Origin of the sequence: Collinsella aerofaciens (assembly GCF_040926405.1) — a bacterium.
Classification (GTDB): Bacteria; Actinomycetota; Coriobacteriia; order Coriobacteriales; family Coriobacteriaceae; genus Collinsella.
In genome coordinates, this window is record NZ_JBCOIG010000011.1 from 28085 (window position 1) to 45439 (window position 17355).

General features: G+C 62.1%; 12 protein-coding genes. 9 read left to right on the forward strand and 3 right to left on the reverse strand.

All coding sequences use genetic code 11. The features are described from left to right. Window positions 1-46 precede the first annotated feature (46 nt). The 4 genes from AB5758_RS05445 (at window position 47) to AB5758_RS05460 (ending at window position 9669) form a co-directional block, all read left to right on the forward strand. Window positions 47-4486, forward strand: a complete 4440-nt coding sequence (locus AB5758_RS05445) for an acyl-CoA dehydratase activase (protein ID WP_161145274.1) — start codon at window positions 47-49, stop codon at window positions 4484-4486. Beyond that, window positions 4470-5159 carry a TetR/AcrR family transcriptional regulator gene (locus AB5758_RS05450; RefSeq protein ID WP_117848032.1) on the forward strand — a complete coding sequence of 230 codons (690 nt, stop codon included), beginning with the start codon at window positions 4470-4472 and terminating at the stop codon, window positions 5157-5159. The genes AB5758_RS05445 and AB5758_RS05450 overlap by 17 nt, the downstream gene beginning before the upstream one ends. A gap of 196 nt (window positions 5160-5355) precedes the next feature. Continuing rightward, the gene (locus AB5758_RS05455; protein WP_117745782.1) at window positions 5356-7998 is read left to right on the forward strand and encodes an ATP-dependent Clp protease ATP-binding subunit; all 2643 of its coding nucleotides are present in this window, start codon (window positions 5356-5358) and stop codon (window positions 7996-7998) included. Window positions 7999-8211: 213 nt separating this feature from the next. Beyond that, window positions 8212-9669: an aminoacyl-histidine dipeptidase gene (locus AB5758_RS05460; RefSeq protein WP_368141538.1), complete on the forward strand. Its 1458-nt coding sequence runs from the start codon at window positions 8212-8214 to the stop codon at window positions 9667-9669. A gap of 126 nt (window positions 9670-9795) precedes the next feature. On the opposite strand, the gene AB5758_RS05465 is transcribed toward AB5758_RS05460, so the two are convergent. The 3 genes from AB5758_RS05465 to AB5758_RS05475 all read right to left on the reverse strand — a co-directional run bounded on the left by AB5758_RS05465 (window position 9796) and on the right by AB5758_RS05475 (window position 12283). Continuing rightward, window positions 9796-11100, reverse strand: a complete 1305-nt coding sequence (locus AB5758_RS05465; protein ID WP_368152480.1) for a type II toxin-antitoxin system HipA family toxin — start codon at window positions 11098-11100, stop codon at window positions 9796-9798. Window positions 11101-11103: 3 nt separating this feature from the next. Beyond that, complete coding sequence (locus tag AB5758_RS05470; RefSeq protein WP_346964768.1) at window positions 11104-11574, reverse strand: helix-turn-helix domain-containing protein; 471 nt, start codon at window positions 11572-11574, stop codon at window positions 11104-11106. Between the two features lie 124 nt (window positions 11575-11698). Continuing rightward, window positions 11699-12283 (reverse strand): manganese efflux pump MntP, encoded by a 585-nt coding sequence (locus AB5758_RS05475; protein ID WP_346964767.1) that lies wholly within the window; start codon window positions 12281-12283, stop codon window positions 11699-11701. 248 nt (window positions 12284-12531) lie between these two features. Between AB5758_RS05475 and disA the strand changes: the two genes are divergently transcribed. The 5 genes from disA to rlmB all read left to right on the forward strand — a co-directional run bounded on the left by disA (window position 12532) and on the right by rlmB (window position 17355). Continuing rightward, a complete protein-coding gene (gene disA / locus AB5758_RS05480) occupies window positions 12532-13572 on the forward strand; it encodes a DNA integrity scanning diadenylate cyclase DisA (protein ID WP_006234973.1) in 1041 nt (346 codons plus the stop codon). Beyond that, window positions 13572-14300: a 2-C-methyl-D-erythritol 4-phosphate cytidylyltransferase gene (ispD, locus tag AB5758_RS05485; RefSeq protein WP_238057643.1), complete on the forward strand. Its 729-nt coding sequence runs from the start codon at window positions 13572-13574 to the stop codon at window positions 14298-14300. Before disA ends, ispD begins: the two co-directional genes overlap by 1 nt. Then, window positions 14290-14784, forward strand: coding sequence for a 2-C-methyl-D-erythritol 2,4-cyclodiphosphate synthase (ispF, locus tag AB5758_RS05490; RefSeq protein WP_006234975.1), 495 nt, complete (start codon window positions 14290-14292; stop codon window positions 14782-14784). The genes ispD and ispF overlap by 11 nt, the downstream gene beginning before the upstream one ends. A 3-nt stretch (window positions 14785-14787) precedes the next feature. Next, window positions 14788-16254: a cysteine--tRNA ligase gene (gene cysS, locus AB5758_RS05495; RefSeq protein WP_368141383.1), complete on the forward strand. Its 1467-nt coding sequence runs from the start codon at window positions 14788-14790 to the stop codon at window positions 16252-16254. A gap of 186 nt (window positions 16255-16440) precedes the next feature. Continuing rightward, the gene (gene rlmB / locus AB5758_RS05500; RefSeq protein WP_238057645.1) at window positions 16441-17355 is read left to right on the forward strand and encodes a 23S rRNA (guanosine(2251)-2'-O)-methyltransferase RlmB; all 915 of its coding nucleotides are present in this window, start codon (window positions 16441-16443) and stop codon (window positions 17353-17355) included.

Consider the following 17355-nt stretch of genomic DNA (forward strand, 5'->3'; position numbering starts at 1 on the left):
TAGAGTGGTATATCTCTAGCGGGAAAAATGCGAGAGACGGAGCATTATGGCGTTGCTAGTAGGACTGGACGTAGGGTCGACGACGACCAAAGTTTACGCGATGCACGAGGATATGACCGAGGCGTGGTGGGGATATCGCCGCCACGGGGCGTGTCAGACAGCGAGCGTGCGCGCCATGCTCGGCGAGCTCGCCGAGCGCTTTCCCCATGAGTCGCTGCGCGTTGCGGTGACCGGCTCGGGTGCGCGCGATATCGCGACCGCGCTGGGCGCCTCGTACGTTCAGGAGGTGGTCGCCAACGCGCTCGCGATCAGCAGGTTCTATCCGCAGACGCGCTGCGCCATCGAGCTGGGCGGCCAAGACGCCAAGATGATCTTCTTCCGCACCAACGATAAGGGAGACATCGAGGTTGCCGACATGCGCATGAACGGCTCGTGCGCAGGCGGTACCGGTGCATTTATCGACGAGATGGCAAAGCTCATGGGGGTCGGCACCGAATCGGGCGAGTTCGAGCAGCTCGCAAGCCGGGGAACGACCGTCCACGAGGTCTCGGGCCGCTGCGGCGTGTACGCAAAGACCGATATCCAGCCGCTGCTCAACGAGGGCATTCCTGCCACCGACCTGGCGCTTTCGGCGCTTCACGCGGTCGCCCGCCAAACGATCGGCGGTCTGGCCCAGGGTATCGACATCGAGCCGCCGGTAATCTTCGAGGGCGGTACGCTCGCCTACAACCCCACACTGGTCCGCGTGTTCCGGGAGCAACTGAATCTATCGGACGATCAGGTTATCGTCCCGCGCGATCCGCAGATCATGGTCGCGCGCGGTGCCGCCCTGTCGCTGACCGACATGTTCGCATCGTCCCAACCGATCGACCTTCCCGACGCTTTTGTCCGGCTGGATAAGCTCGAGACGGTCGCGCCCGCAAGCGGGGAGGGACGTCTTGCCCAGCCCTTTTTTGCCACACCTGCCGAGCAGGCGGATTTTACGGCACGCCATGGCAAAGAGACGCCGGCAAAGGGTCCGGATGCGTATGCGCCCGGAGAGACGGTGCGTGTGGCGCTCGGTATCGATTCGGGGAGCACGACGACCAAGTTCGCCCTGGTCGATGAGGCGGGTGAGCTTGTCGATTCGTTCTACGCGTCTAATAACGGCAGACCGCTCGACGTCGCCCAACAGGGTCTTGTCAGCTTGAAGAACCGCTGGGAGACAGCGGGAGTCACGCTTGCGATCGATGCCGTGGGCACCACGGGATACGGCGAGGAGCTTTTCGCGCGCGCGTTCCACGCCGACTACCATACGGTCGAGACGGTCGCGCACGCCCGCGCCGCGTGCGCATGCGTTCCCGATGCGACCTTCGTGCTCGACATCGGCGGACAGGATATGAAGGCCATCTGGCTCAACCACGGCGTGCTGACCGATATCGTCGTCAACGAGGCGTGCTCTGCGGGCTGCGGCTCGTTCCTCGAGGGTTTTGCCAAAAACCTCGGAATAGCCGTTGAGGATATCGCGACCGAGGCATTTTCGTCCAAAGCCCCCGCCGTTCTCGGCAGCCGCTGCACGGTGTTCATGAACAGCAGCGTCGTTTCCGAGCAGCGGCGCGGTAAGGGTCCGGGCGACATCATGGCCGGTCTCTGCCGTTCGATTATCGAGAACGTGTTCACCAAGGTCATTCGCGTTTCAAATCTCAACCGTCTGGGCGACAAAGTCGTCGTCCAGGGCGGCACGTTCCGAAACGACGCGGTGCTGCGCGCATTCGAGCAGTATCTGGGCAAACCCGTCACGCGTGCGCCCCACCCGGGGCTGATGGGCGCTATCGGTATCGCCCTGCTCGCGCGCGAGGAATGCCGCAAGGGCGACGCCGGCACGTCGTTTATCGGGCTCGATGCCGTGGAGCGCTTCGAGCATCGCGAGTTCGGCGGCGTTACCTGCCGTCGGTGCAACAACCGCTGCCAGCGCGCGGTCGTGGCATTTGGCGACGGCTCGCTTTACGTCACGGGCAATCGCTGCCCGCGCGGCGGCGCCATCTCATGGGATGAGCTCGTGCGCGAGGTTCCCGCGGCGGAGGAGCTGCGTCCGCAGGGTGCTTGCGAGGCACAGGCACCCGGCACGGGGCGCGACCGGACCGCGGCTGCCCCCAATCTCTTTGTCGACCGCGAGAAGCTGCTGTTCGAGTCGTACCCCACGGTTCTCGTCTGCGGGGGGCGCGATGTCACGATCGGCATTCCCCGTGTGCTCGAGTTCTGGGACACCATGCCGTTCTGGTCGACGTTCTTCAGCACGCTCGGCTTTAAGGTGCGCGTCTCGGGACGCAGCACCAAGGCGATGTACGAGCGCGGTCTGGCGCACGTCACATCCGACACCGTGTGCTTCCCGGCCAAGCTCGTCCACGGGCACATCCGCAATCTCGTCGACGCCGGCGTCGACCGCATCTTCATGCCCATCATCACGACGGTGCCCACCGAAAACACCGCCTCTACCAGCGAGTGGATGTGCGCCGTCGTAAAGGGATACCCCTACGTGATGCGCAATTCCGATAACCCGGAGGAGCGTTTCGGCGTTCCGTTCGATACGCCGCTGTTCCACTGGTACGACGAGGGCGACCGAAACCGCCAGCTCAAGGCGTGGTGCAAGGAGACCTTCGATATCGATGCCGACCTGGTTGCCAAGGCGACCGAGCAGGCGGACCGCGCGCAGGAGACGTTTGAGAACCAGCTGCAGCTGCGCGGCAGGCAGGTGCTCGAGAACGTGCGCGAGGACGGCGGCTACGCGGTGGTGATCGCTTCGCGCCCGTACCACAACGACCCGCTGGTCAACCACGGGCTGCCCAAGCTCTTCTCTGAGCGCGGCATCCCCGTGCTGACGCCCGATGCGGTGCCGGGGGTCTGCAACGTCGATCTTTCCAACAGCCGCATCGACATCGTGAACAACTACCATGCGCGCATGCTGTCGTGCGCGGTCATCGTCGCATCGACGCCCGAGCTCGAGCTCGTGCAGATGGGCAGCTTCGGCTGCGGCCACGATGCGTATCTCACCGACGAGATCGCGCGCATGATGGGCGAGATGGGCTCCAAGGTTCCGATGATGATCAAGCTCGATGAGAGCGACGTCGCCGGTCCCATGGGCATTCGCGTGCGTTCGTTTATCGAGTCGGTCAACCGTCGTCGCGCGGAGGAGCGTGCCGAGGGCGCCCGGGTGCACGCGGTCCATCCGCTCGACGACCCGTATAAGGTCAAGTACACCAAGCGCGACCGGCACGACAAGATCGCGCTGGTCCCCAACACCTCCCATGCGTTCTGCAGGCTCATGACCGCGGCGATGCGCAATCAGGGCGTGCGCGCCGAGGCCCTTGATATCGGGCGCGAGGATGCCATCCGCCTGGGCAAACGCTATGTGCACAACGACATCTGCTTCCCCGCGCAAATCGTGATCGGCGAGGCGCTCGCGGCACTCAAGAGCGGTAAGTACGACCCGCACGACGTCGCCGTGGTGACTGGCAAGTATATCGGCGACTGCCGCCTGACGCACTACATGCCCCTGCTGCGCCGCGCGCTCGACGACGCGGGATACGACTATGTCCCGGTGCTCACCAACGACGACGTCGATGCCCACAATGCGCATCCGGGCTTCAAGCTCGGCCTTGGCCCGAGCATCCAGATCGCCTACGGTCTTCCCATGATCGATGCCCTCGAGGCCATGCTTAGGCGCATCCGTCCCTATGAGCTCGAGAAGGGCGCGGCGGACGCTGCGTTCGACCGCGCGCTCGATGAGGTTATCGAGGGCATGGAGCGCTCGGGGCTGAGAGGCCAGGCGACGGGCTTCAAACGCGCGCTTGCGATCATGGACGCCGTTCCGTACGACCGCTCGAACCCGCATCCGACCGTTCTCATCGTGGGCGAGTACCTGCTCAATTTCCATCTCGGCGCCAACCACGAGATCGAGCGCTACCTCGAGGACAACGGGCTCGAGGTCATCGAGGCGCGCATGACCGACGTGATCCGCAAGACCTATTTCTACAAGCATGCGCAGTCGCGCGAGTTCCACGTCGACCTGTCGCTGCCCGAAAAGGCCTGGTACGCCACGGCGGACAACCTGTTCGAGCTCGCGCACGACCGTTGCGACCGCCTGGGCGCGGCGAGCCCGCTCTACGAGCCGCCGACGCGCATGCCCGAGCTCGTGCGCGCGAGCGATAAGATCCTGCACCATACGTTCGATGCGGGCGAGGGCGTGCTGATTCCGGCGGAGATCCTCGAGCACGCCAAGCGCGGCTGCCGCAACTTCGTGATCCTGCAGCCGTTCGGGTGTCTGCCCAACCATGTCGTGGGGCGCGGGCTCATCCATGCGCTCAAGGAGCAGTATCCCACGGCGCAGTTCCTGCCGCTCGACTACGATCCCGACGTGAGCTTCGCCAACGTGGAGAACCGTCTTCAGATGCTCATCATGAACGCCAAGGCGCAGGGGTGCGGTGAGGCGCATGGCGAGACCGCGTAAGGACGCCGATGCGCCCGATGCACGCACCCGTATCATCGAGGCGTTTTGGGAGCTCATCGAGAACAACAGCATCTTCGAGCTGTCGGTTGGCGAGGTGACCCGCGCCGCCCAGTGCAATCGCGGAACGTTTTACTACTATTTTCACGATTTCGATGAACTCGTCGCCATCGCCATAGCCCAGCTGCTGCAGGATAACGAGCTCATCACCGATGCCCTCTGGCATTTTTCGAGCGAGGGCGACCTTTCGGCGTTCGACCGGCGCGACGTCCGCTGCCTGCTGCGGCGCATCGTCATCACCATGAGGGCGGGTGCCGCCGAGCAGGTCGAGCAGGGCATCCATACGATCATCATCGACCGCGTGAGAGAGATCGTCCACCCCGACGGAGAAGAGCTCAAGGCAGATTCGAGCTTTGCGGTGGGCTTTCTGGTCTCGGGCATCATGGGCTTTGTGATGGCGGTCGGCTTTGCCCGGGAGGGCGGCGAGGAGATAGACCTCGAGCAGCTGGGGGACAGCGCGTGCGCGTACCTGAGGGCGGTCGCCATGCAGACGGTTGAAACGGTCGCGCAAGTCGAGGGCGTCGATACATCCGAGCTGCTCGAACGCGTCTCCAAGGAGGCCGATGCCTATCGCGCATCGCGTGCGACGAGTCCCGACGTGGTGAAAGACGTCTAGGGTTTCTCTTGCGGGGCGCCCGTCGCGCATCGCGCGGTGAGTCCCGCGATGCGGTCATAACCTGCATTCATGTGAGCCGGGTTTATAGATATTCCTCCAGCTGTTAACATATACTCCATATGGGTAAAGAGACCAAAGCGCTGCCGCGGGGCGGCGCTTTGCGTTTGAAAAACTAGCTCGTCTAAGAGGAACTAGCATGTTAGACCGTTTTACCGATCGCGCGCGCAAGGTCATGTCCATGGCCAAGCAAGAAGCGCTCGATCTTCACTCAAATAAGGTGGGTACCGAGCACCTGCTGCTCGCACTTGCCAAGGAGGACGAGGGCATCGCTGCCGAGGCGCTGCGCTCGCTCGACATCTCCTACGATGACATCATGGATACCCTCAAAGAGGTCCAGACCACGGTCCCCGAGCCCAGCGAGGAGACCGAGGCCGCCAAGCTCGCCTTTACGCCGCTCGTCATTAGCGTGATGGAGCGCTCCTTCCGCGTGGCGCGTGAGAACAACCAGACCTACGTGTCGACCGAGCACTTGCTAATCGGCATCGTCGAAGAGGGCAACGGCATGGCCATGGACATCCTCATGCGTCTGGGTGTGTCGTCCGCCTCCATCAAAAAGGCTATCGAGAAACTCACCGCCAAGGACCAGGACAAGAAGCGTCCGCTCGCCGGTGCCGGTGCCGGCCGTCCCGGTGCGGGCCTGCCGTTCTTTAGCGGCTCGGATGCCTCTCAGCAAAAGGGGAGCGGCACCGACACGCTCAAGCAGTTCGCCACCAACCTTACGCAGAAAGCACGCGACGGTGAGCTCGATCCCGTGATTGGTCGCGAAAAGGAAGTCCAGCGCATGATGGAGATCCTTTCGCGCCGCACCAAGAACAACCCGCTCATCCTGGGCGATCCCGGCGTGGGCAAGACAGCTATCGTCGAGGGCCTGGCGCAGCAGATTGCTGCTGGCAATGTGCCCGAGAATCTTATGAACCAGAATATCTGGACGCTCGATCTGCCGGGTCTTGTCGCGGGTGCCAAGTATCGCGGTGAGTTTGAGGAGCGCCTCAAGAACGTGATCCAGGAGGCGACCGAAGCCGACGACGTTATCTTGTTTATCGACGAGATGCACACCATCATCGGTGCCGGCTCTGCCGAGGGCTCCATCGACGCGAGCTCCATGCTCAAGCCCGTGCTCGCGCGCGGTGCTTTCCAGATCATCGGTGCCACCACGGCCGAGGAGTTCCGCAAGTACCTCACCAAGGACCCGGCCTTCGAGCGTCGCTTCCAGACCATTGATGTCGAGGAGCCGAGCGTCGAGGACACGGTCAAGATCCTGACCGCGCTCAAGCCGCGCTACGAGGAGCACCACCATGTGCGCTATACGCAGGGTGCTATCGAGGCCGCCGCGAACCTTTCCAACCGCTACATCCAGGATCGCTTCCTGCCCGATAAGGCCATCGACCTCATCGACGAGGCCGGTGCCCGCGCTCGCATCGCCGCGAATCGCGCGCCCGAGCCGGTGCGCGAGGCCGAGCATCGTATAGAGGAGCTCAAGGCCGCCGCGCAGGAGGCCACCGAGAGCGACGACATGAACAAGGCCGCCGAGATCACCGAGCAGCAGAAGGCCGCCGAGATTGAGCTCGCCGAGGCCAAGGCCGCCTGGACCGCCGAGCTCGACGCCAGCCCGCTCACCATCGATGTGAGTCAGATCGCCGATATCGTGTCCGTGACCTCGGGCGTGCCGGTGTCCTCGCTTACCGAGAGCGAGAGTCGTCGCCTGCTGCAGGCCGAAAGCGTGCTCAAGACGCGCATCATCGGTCAGGATGAGGCTGTCGAGGCAGTTGCCAAGGCCGTGCGCCGCAGCCGCTCGCCGCTCAAGGATCCGCGTCGACCCGGCGGCAGCTTTATCTTCCTGGGTCCCACCGGCACGGGCAAGACCGAGCTCGCCAAGACGCTCGCCGAGTACCTCTTTGGCAGCAAGGATGCGCTCATCAGCTTCGACATGTCCGAGTTCGGTAGCGAGTTCGAGGTCTCCAAGCTCATCGGTAGCCCTCCTGGTTACGTCGGTCACGACGAGGGTGGCCAGCTTACCAAGGCCGTTCGTCGCCACCCGTACTCGGTCGTGCTGTTCGACGAGATCGAGAAGGCGCATCCCGACATCTTCAACATCCTGCTGCAGGTGCTGGAGGAGGGTCGTCTGACCGATAGCCAGGGCAAGACGGTTGACTTCCGCAACACCGTGATCATCATGACGTCCAACGTGGGCGCCCGCGAGATTGCGCAGGATGCGAGCGTTGGCTTTGGCACCACCGGCGAGCAGGGTCTCACGTCGAGTGAGATCCGTGGTCGCGCGATGGGCGAGCTCAAGCGCCTGTTCCGCCCCGAGCTGCTCAACCGTATCGACGACATCGTGGTGTTCCAGAAGCTCTCGGGCGAGAATCTCACCAAGATCGCGCACCTGCTGGTGGACGACCTGCGTCAGCGTTTGATTGCCAACGGCATGAACATCAAGCTCACCGATGCGGCCTATGACAAAATCGTGGCCGAGGGCACCGACCTCACCAACGGTGCGCGTCCGCTGCGCCGTGCCATTCAAAAGCTCATCGAGGACCCGCTGTCCGAGGAGCTTCTGGCCGGCGAGTGGGGCGAGGGCGATACCGTCCTGTGCGACGTGGCCGATGGCAAGTTTGTCTTTAGCCACGGCACGGGCGAGATCCCGGCTCCGCGTCCGGCGGGCACGCTCGGTGGCGATACCGCCCCGGCGGCACCGCACACCGGCAACGCCGCGCCCGTGAGCGGCGGCGTGACCTCGGGCCCCGGCGGCATGATGCAAGCCGGTTCCGGCGCGCTGTAGGGTGTGGCGACAATTTGATCTGTGCAATCGAGGCGCTCTGGCAAGGGCGCCTCGATTTGTAGAGCTGCGAAGTTGTGACCGTTACGCTATGCGGTCCACCGTTAGCCGATGATGCGAGAGCGCTCGGCGTTTTCGACTGGTTTATGCAAACGAAGTCTGGGAATATACAAGGCGCATGTCTTATTGTCTAACCAGTTGCGCCAAGGAGGCACCATGGACTACAAGATTACTGGCTACGAGCCCGCCCAGCTGTTCCATTTCTTTGAGGAGATCAGCGCGATCCCCCGTGGGTCTGGCAACGAGAAGGGCATCAGCGATTTTTTGGTTGCGTTTGCCAAGGAGCGCGGCCTCGACGTGTATCAGGACGAGGTCTACAACGTCATCATTCGTAAGCCCGCATCTGCCGGCGCCGAGAATGCCCCGACCGTGATGCTGCAGGGCCACATCGACATGGTGTGCGACAAGCTGGGCTCCGTTGAGCACGACTTTACGACCGATGGTATCGACCTGGTCGTCAAGGATGGCGTCCTCACCGCTAACGGTACCACGCTGGGCGCCGACAACGGTATCGCCGTCGCTCTGATGCTCACCGTGCTCAACGACGATTCGATTGCTCATCCGGCCCTCGAGTGCGTGTTCACCACCGACGAGGAGACTGGCCTGGTTGGCGCCGAGACGCTCGACAAGTCCCAGATTAGCGCCCGCACCATGATCAACCTCGATTCCGAGGAGGAGGGCGTGGCCACCGTCAGCTGCGCCGGCGGTGTCGTCGTTACCTACGCCTGCCCGATCGTGCGCGAGCACAAGACCGGCAGCACCCTTACGCTCGAGATCTCCGGCCTGCTGGGTGGTCACTCCGGTGCCGACATCCACCTGGAGCGCGGCAACGGCAACCTCATCATGGCCCGCATCATCGACCGCCTGATGGTCGCCGGCGAGCCCGCCATCGTCAGCTTTAACGGCGGCACTAAGGACAACGCCATCAACCGTGAGTGCAAGGCCGAGCTGGTCTACACTGATCACGCTGCCGCCGAGGCCGCGGCCCAGATCGCAAAGGGCATCATTGCCGACGTCACTGCCGAGCTCGAGGTCTTTGACCCCGGCTTTACCTGCACCGTCGAGATTGCCGACGACGCCGAGGTCGAGGCCATGGATCAGAAGTCCGCGCTTGCCCTCATCCGCGCCCTGCGTCTTGCCCCTAACGGCGTGATTCGCCGCAACGTCGCCACCGACGGCTCCGTCGAGGTTTCCTCCAACATCGGTGTGGTTGCCACTTCTGACGACGAGGTCAAGATCATGCTGTCCCCGCGCTCCTCGATTACCTCGCTGCAGAACGAGTTCAAGGACCGCCTGCAGACGCTGGCCGATGTCCTGGGCTTCGACGCCAAGTTCGAGTTCGAGTATCCCGGCTGGAGCTATGCCGAGCATTCGCCGGTACGCGACATCTTTGTCGAGAGCTATCGCGAGCTCTTTGGCTCCGAGCTGCGCATCGAGTCCATTCACGCCGGCCTTGAGTGCGGCCTGTTTGCCGAGGCCCTGCACGGCCTGGACGCCATCGCCGTGGGCCCGACGCTCTCCGATGTCCATACCCCGGACGAGAGCATGGAACTCGCTTCTGCTGAGCGCTTCTACGAGCTGCTCATCGACGTGCTCAAGCGCCTCGCTGCGTAAAGGTTGCGCTAGCAGCAGTCCGAGCCACGTGCTGGTGGATTGCAAATGACATTACGTGAGGGGGCACCCGAGCTTTTGTGACGGGTGCCCCCTCTCTTCTTTTGGGTAATGGGAGATTACGGACACCTAGCCCATATCCGCCTTGATGAGGTCGAGGGTGCGCTGACAGTTTTCGCAGACGGGGCCGAGCATATGCTCGCGCAGGTCCGCCATGCCGGGCAGGTCGGCGTATTCGTCCATGACCTCTTCCATGCAAATAGGTACCTCGTAGGCGAGGTCCATCATGGTCGCAAAGCAAAACTTCTCGGATAGCCCGGCATCGGTGAGTGCCGCCTCCAGCGCGGGGTCGCCCATACCGTGGTATCGGCGGATAGCGCCTGGACCGATGCACCCCACACGATTTTCGCCGCCAACGCTCATGGCGAGGCGCGCTTTTCGCCGCATACGTTCGTATGCCAGCCCAGATGCAACGTCATACATACGGGCCATCATAGCTGTGCCGCCGTTTCCAAGAAGCAGGGAATAGTTCTTCGCATGCGCGTCCGGTGCGCCGATGATGGCGTTAAAGAAAAGTATCTGCGTAAACAGATACAGGTTAAGTTGATGATGGCTCGTATTGACGAGGAGTTCCTGAATATCGCGTGCGGTCGGGCCGCCGTCTGCCGTGTACTTTTGAGCGGGCATCACTCCAAGGGCCTGACAGAGGTCTTCTTGATGTAGACGCCTGATCGTTCCGTCTTTGACTTTCACGCGGTCATAGCGCTCAACAATGAGGGCAGGTTCGTCCTCAAACATTCGATATTCGACGTTTGCCGTTGCGATACCGGCGCGCTGGGCGCTTTTCATGCAGACAAACTCATTGAGAGCCTCGAGTTTAAATCCGATAACGCCATTTTTTAAAATATGCGTCGTGGGCGAGGAGCCCATGCATTCGCACCAGCGGCCGTTTATGAACGCGAGCGCGAACTTGCCCTGGTTGCCTCCAAGTGACCAACTTTCATCTAGACCCATCCACGATGCATCGCGGTCATCTCTGATCGACTTGAGACGGAGAACAATTTCGTGGTCGTCTATAGGGCGGTATTCGCCAACGCGATGCAGGACGGCGTCGGCATCTTCTTCGGCACAAAACTGCACTCCGCCCGGACAGTCGAGTCCGATATGGCTGAGCAACGCAACGGGATTGTTGGGCCTAACGTCGAATTCGGCGGCAATCGCTTTTCGTTGGTCTTCGCTGTCGGGTAGAAGGCCAAACAGGTACGGATTCATGACCTGTTGTCCGTATGTGCGATTCGATACGGGTATGTTGGTCGATAGGGCTGGCCCGTCATAGTCATGATCGTAGGTAAAGCTGATAAGACCGTTCTCATCTTGCGTGAGCGTTCCCGCAGGTACACCGCAAATAAAGGTCCGAAGTGATGTTCTGGCCATTGGCTATTTCCCTTCGGGCTTGGTTTGGTTAGATGCGTTTGCGGCAATCGAGACTCCGAGATTGGACATGGCGAAATCGGCGAAGGCTTTGTCGTAGAGTTCAGACGTAAAGGGGGCGTCTGCAAGAACCGGAATGGCGGCACAGCAACGGTAGCTATGAGAGGGACGTTGAGCGCGATGGCGTCTGGGGGTGCTGCGAGTTTGCAGATCGGCATGCGGAACGTTGGCTGATTGCTCGTTATTCGTTTTGACGATATCCCCTTGAGCGGCGAGCGCCAGTCCGAGAGCATTAAAGATCACCAATAGCTTGTCGAGTCGAATGCCGGTGGCATCTCCCAGCTCGAGCGATGCGAGCAGGCGCTCCGAAACACCGGCTTTTTTAGCGAGGGCCGCACGGGTGATTCCCTGTGAGTCGCGTGCCTGGCGCACGTAGATGCCAGCTTGGCGCGGCGTGGTGATGGGAAGGGTATCCACGGCAATCTCCTAACGTGCAGACTTTTGCATATCAGTATGACATGCAAAAGTCTGCACGAATAGGCATTATGCAAAACTCTGCATGAGACTTCTACATTGACGTTGAGCTTATGAGAGGCGCTTTTTATATCGCGAGAATCCCCAGATGCTCAAGCAAGATCTTAAGCCCGATGAGGATGAGCACGACGCCACCCACGATGGTGGCGGGTTTTTCGTAGCGCGCGCCAAAGGTGTGGCCGATCGCTACGCCGGCGACGGAGAAGATAAACGTTGTGACGCCGATAAGCGATACAGCGGGAACGATATCGACCGAGAGCGCGGCAAACGAGATGCCCACGGCGAGCGCGTCAATCGAGGTGGCGATGGCAAGGATTAGGTACTCGCCCAGGTCGATCTTTTCGGCATCCTTGCCGTCGCCTTCATCCTCATCCTCGTCTTCGGTAAAGGCTTCCCACAGCATCTTGCCGCCGATAAAGGCCAAAAGGATAAAGGCAATCCAATGGTCGATGGGTCCGATGATGCCCATGAATTGACTGCCGAGTGCCCAACCGATCACGGGCATGCCGGCCTGAAACCCGCCAAAGAACAGACCGAGCACCACGGTGACTTTAAGGTTGATCTTTTTCATGCCAAGACCCTTGCAGATGGAAACGGCAAAGGCGTCCATCGAAAGGCCAACGGCGAGCAACATGAGCTCTGCGAGTCCCATAGTCTGGCTCCCTCTTTGCGGGCGAACCCGATTACACGACTACTCCCTCATTTATATGAAACCCGATGCTACCACATGAGCAGCTAAAAGAGCCCCGTCCCAAATGAGCTACCTAAGCGGTGTTCGCTCATTCTGTAAGCATCGGATTTCGCAAGCGTTGCGGGGACAAACCGTGAGAAACTATTTAGCGTTTATGGAGCGTATACGATGGGAGCGATGCCTTGGATAAGAACGAGCTGCAAAAGCGTATGGAACAGGCCATCCGCCTGACGGCACCTGGTCAGCCGATCCGCACCGCCCTCGACATGATCATTGCCGGTCACCTGGGTGCTCTTATCTGCGTCGGCGACACTGAAAACGTGCTCGCCGCCGGTAACGACGGCTTCCCGCTCAACATTTCGTTCACCTCGAACCGTCTGTTCGAGCTCTCCAAGATGGATGGCGCCATCGTCATCGACGGCGACCTCACCCAGATCCTGCGCGCCAACTTCCACCTCAATCCCGATCCCTCGCTTGCCACGAGCGAGACGGGCATGCGTCACCGCACCGCCGCTCGCATGTCGGTGCTCACCGATGCCATCGTGATCTCGGTCTCGGCCCGTCGTGCCGTCGTCAACGTGTACGTTCACGGCAAGAGCTACGAGATCCAGCCCGTCACCACTATCATGAGCTCGGTCAACCAGCTCGTCGCCACGCTCCAGACCACCCGTCAGTCGCTCGATCGCTCCCTGCTGCGCCTGACGGCCCTCGAGCTCGACGACTACGTTACGCTCGCCGACATTACCGGTATTTTCTCGAGCTTCGAGATCATGCAGCAGGCAAAGACCGAGCTTAAGGATTGCATCGTCAAGCTGGGCAACCAGGGCAAGCTCGTGCAGATGCAGCTCGAGCAGCTCGCCGGCTCCAGCATGGATACCGAGTACGACCTGATGATTCGCGACTACGCGAGCGATTCCTCCGAGGCAAACGCCGAGAAGATTCGCGCCGAGCTTGCTCGCATGACGCCTAAGGACCTGTCCGACCCACAGCATGTGGCGGCGGTTCTGGGTTACGACGACCTGGACGAGGACTCTGTCATGACGCCGCTGGGCCTGCGCACGCTTTCGCGCGTGTCCGTCGTGCGCGACGGCGTGGCCGAGAAAATCGTCGACGAGTACGGCTCGCTGCAGGAGCTCATGGACGACATCAGCGAGGATCCGGAGCGCCTGGGCGACTTTGGCGTCAACAACCCTGCTATTCTTGCGGACTCGCTGTACCGCATGAAGGGCACCAAACAGGGGAACGCATAATGGCGCCCGTATGCGCCGTGGTCGTTGCCGGCGGCAGCGGCCAGCGCTTTGGAAATCCCGGTGGCAAGCAGCTCGTTAACGTGGCGGGCCGTCCGCTTATGAGCTGGTCCATCCGCGCATTTGACCGTAGCGATAAGGTCGGCCACATCGTCGTGGTTTGCCCTGCCGAGCGTCGTGCCGAGATGCGACGCCTGGCCATCGACCCGTTTGACTATGACACGCCCATCAGCTTTGCCGATGCCGGCGCGACCCGCCAGGATTCCACCCGTGCCGGTGTGCGTGCGGTTCCGGCGGGCTTTGAATACGTTGCCATTCACGATGGCGCTCGTCCGCTCATTACGACCGAGGCCATCGACCACGCTATCGACGTGCTCGTGAGCGACCGTGCCCTCGACGGTGTCGTGTGCGGTCAGCCCGCGATTGACACGCTCAAGATCGTCGACGGCGACAACATCGTCGAGACGCCGCCGCGCGAGCTGTACTGGGCCGCGCAGACGCCGCAGATCTTTAGTGTCGACGCCATGAAACGCGCCCATGCCGCGGCGATTGCTGAGGGCTTTATCGGCACGGACGATTCGTCGCTGGTCGAGCGCATGGGTGGGCGTGTCCGCTGCGTCCAGAGCCCGCGCGATAACCTTAAGGTGACGGTGCCCGAGGACCTGCGTCCCGTAACCGCGATTCTGCTCGGCCGCATGGCCGAGGGAGAGGACCTTCCCCATGTTCAGTAACCTGCGCATTGGACACGGCTACGATGTTCACCGTCTGGTGGAGGGGCGTCGATGTATTATCGGCGGTGTCGACATTCCCTACGAGCGCGGTCTGCTGGGCCACTCGGATGCCGATGTGCTCGCGCACGCGCTGGCCGACGCCATTCTGGGCGCCTGCCGCGGGGGAGACATCGGCAAGCTGTTCCCCGACACCGATCCTGCCTATGAGGGCGCCGACTCGATGGTGCTGCTTGCCCGTGTGATGGACTATGCGCGCGAGCTGGGCTTTGAGTTTGTCGATGCCGATTGCACCATTGCCTGCCAGCAGCCCAAGATCACCCCGCACCGCGATGCCATGCGCGCCAACCTGGCCCATGCCCTGGGCGTTGACGTCGAAAACGTGGGCGTCGCCGCCACTACGACCGAAAAACTCGGCTGGGAAGGCCAAGGCGAGGGAATTGGCGCCTGGGCCGTCTGCCTGCTACAGAAAACCGTTAAGGAGTAACGAATGCGTATCTACAACAGCGCTACCCATAAAAAGGAAGAGTTCCAGCCCATCGAGCCCGGTAAGGTCCGCATGTATGTGTGCGGCCCCACGGTCTACGACAACATCCACATCGGCAACGCCCGCACGTTCATCAGCTTTGACGTGATTCGCCGCTGGCTCATCGCGAGCGGCTACGAGGTCACGTCCGCTCAGAACCTCACCGATGTCGATGACAAGATCATCAAGCGCGCCAACGAGCAAGGCCGTACGGCTGCCGAGGTTGCGACGGAGTTCTCCGACAAGTTCATCGGCGTCATGCGCGCTGCCAACGTGCTCGATCCCGATGTGCGTCCCCGCGCCACCAAAGAGATCGGTCCCATGATCGCCATGATCAAGACGCTTATCGAGCAGGGCCACGCTTACGCAGCCGATAACGGCGATGTGTACTTTGCCGTGCGCAGCGATCCCAACTACGGCCAGGTCTCGGGCCGCAACATCGACGACCTCATGGTGGGTGCGCGCATCGAGGAGAACGAGGACAAGAACGACCCGCTCGACTTTGCCCTGTGGAAGGCCGCCAAGCCCGGCGAGCCCAGCTGGCCGAGCCCCTGGGGCGAGGGCCGTCCTGGTTGGCACACCGAGTGCGCCGCCATGGTGCACCGCTATCTGGGCACTCCGATCGACATTCACGGCGGCGGCTCCGACTTGGCCTTCCCGCATCACGAGAACGAGTGCGCCCAGGCCACCTGCGCCTGGCACCAGGGTTTCTCCAACACCTGGATGCACACGGGCATGCTGCTGGTAGACGGCGAGAAGATGTCCAAGTCGCTCGGTAACTTCTTTACGCTGGCCGAGGTGCTCGAGCAGCACTCTGCCGCGGCTCTGCGCTTGCTGATGCTGCAGACGAGCTATCGCTCGCCGCTCGACTTCTCCTGGGAGCGCCTGGAGGGTGCCGAGAATTCGCTCACACGTATCGCCGGTACGGTCGAGAACCTGCGTTGGGCTGCGAACCACGCGACGGCCAACGCCGATGAGGCTGCCGCCGAGGCGTTTGCCGCCAAGGCCGCCGAGACTCGTGCCGCCTTTAAGGAGTGCATGGACGACGACTTTAACACCGCCGGTGCCATGGGCGTCGTCTTTGGCTTTGTCACCGAGTGCAACCAGTATCTGGAGCAGGCGGGCGATGCTGCCGACAAGGCCGCCGCGCTTGCTGCCGCCGATACGCTGGCCGAGCTGCTCGATACGTTTGGCGTTGAACTTCCCGAGCCCAAGGTCGAGCTGCCGCTGGGTCTGCTCGGCGTTGCCGCCGGCCTGGTTGCCTACACGGGCGACGACGTGGACGAGGCCGCTGCCAAGATTCTCGAGGCCCGCGCCGAGGCTCGTGCCGCCAAGAACTGGGATCTGGCAGATGCCATCCGCGATCAGCTCAAGGACCTGGGCCTCACGATCGAGGATACTGCCGCCGGTACCCGTATCAAATCTCTCTAATCCCTGCGGGTTTCCCAAGCACCCGACCTTGCCGTTCAAACCGTCGCTCGCGTACTCAAGTACGCGTCGCTCCTCTTTCACGGCAATCTCGGGCACTTGGAAAACCCGTACCGACCGCCCGAATTAATATTCATAGGCGGTCGTTTATTTTGTTTCGATTGATAGTTGTATTTAGGAGGTCGCTTTATGGCCGACAATCGCAAGCGTGCGCCTCGTGGCGGCAAGCAGGCTGCTTCTAGCTCGCGTCCGATTCGCCGCAATGATCGCGCTGCCGCTCCTAAGGGCCAGCGCGATCGCGCCCAGGCCGCTCGTCCGCAGCGCGATCGCAACCGCGGCGCTGTTCAGGCCCCCAAGGGCGAGTTTATCGAAGGCCGTCGTGCTGCCGCCGAGGCGCTACGCACCGGTTTTCCCATCAAGTGCGCGCTCATCGCCGAGGGCGGGGAGCGCGATGCCGCCCTGTCGCGCCTGGTCGATGACCTCAATGCCGCGGGTGTCCGCATTAAGTACGTGCCGCGTGCACAGCTCGATGCGCTGTCGAGCCATGGCGCTCACCAGGGCATCGCACTCGAGGTAGGCAACTTCCCCTATGCCGATGTCGCCGATATCCTCGACCGTGCGGGCGACGGTCCGGCGCTTGTCGTGGTGCTCGACCACGTGACCGACGACGGTAACTTCGGCGCCATCGTGCGCTCCGCCGAGGTCGTGGGCGCCGCGGGCGTTATCATCGCCAACAAGCGTGCCGCTGGCGTAACCGTGGGCAGCTACAAGACGTCAGCCGGCGCCGTCATGCATTTGCCCATCGCGCAGGTTCCCAATATCGCCCGTGCGCTCGATGACCTCAAGGCCGCTGGCTTTTGGGTGGGCGGTGCCTCCGAGCACGCCGAGGGCAGCTGCTGGGACGCCCCCTTCGAGGGCCGCGTTGCGCTCGTCATGGGCTCTGAGGGCGACGGCATCTCGCGCCTGGTGCTCGAGAAATGCGACTTTTTGACCAAGCTTCCCCAGCGCGGCATGACCGAGAGCCTCAATGTTGCCCAGGCAACGACGGCGCTATGCTTTGAGTGGCTGCGCCGCAACGCAGGCGAGCTCATGGGGGAGGAGTAA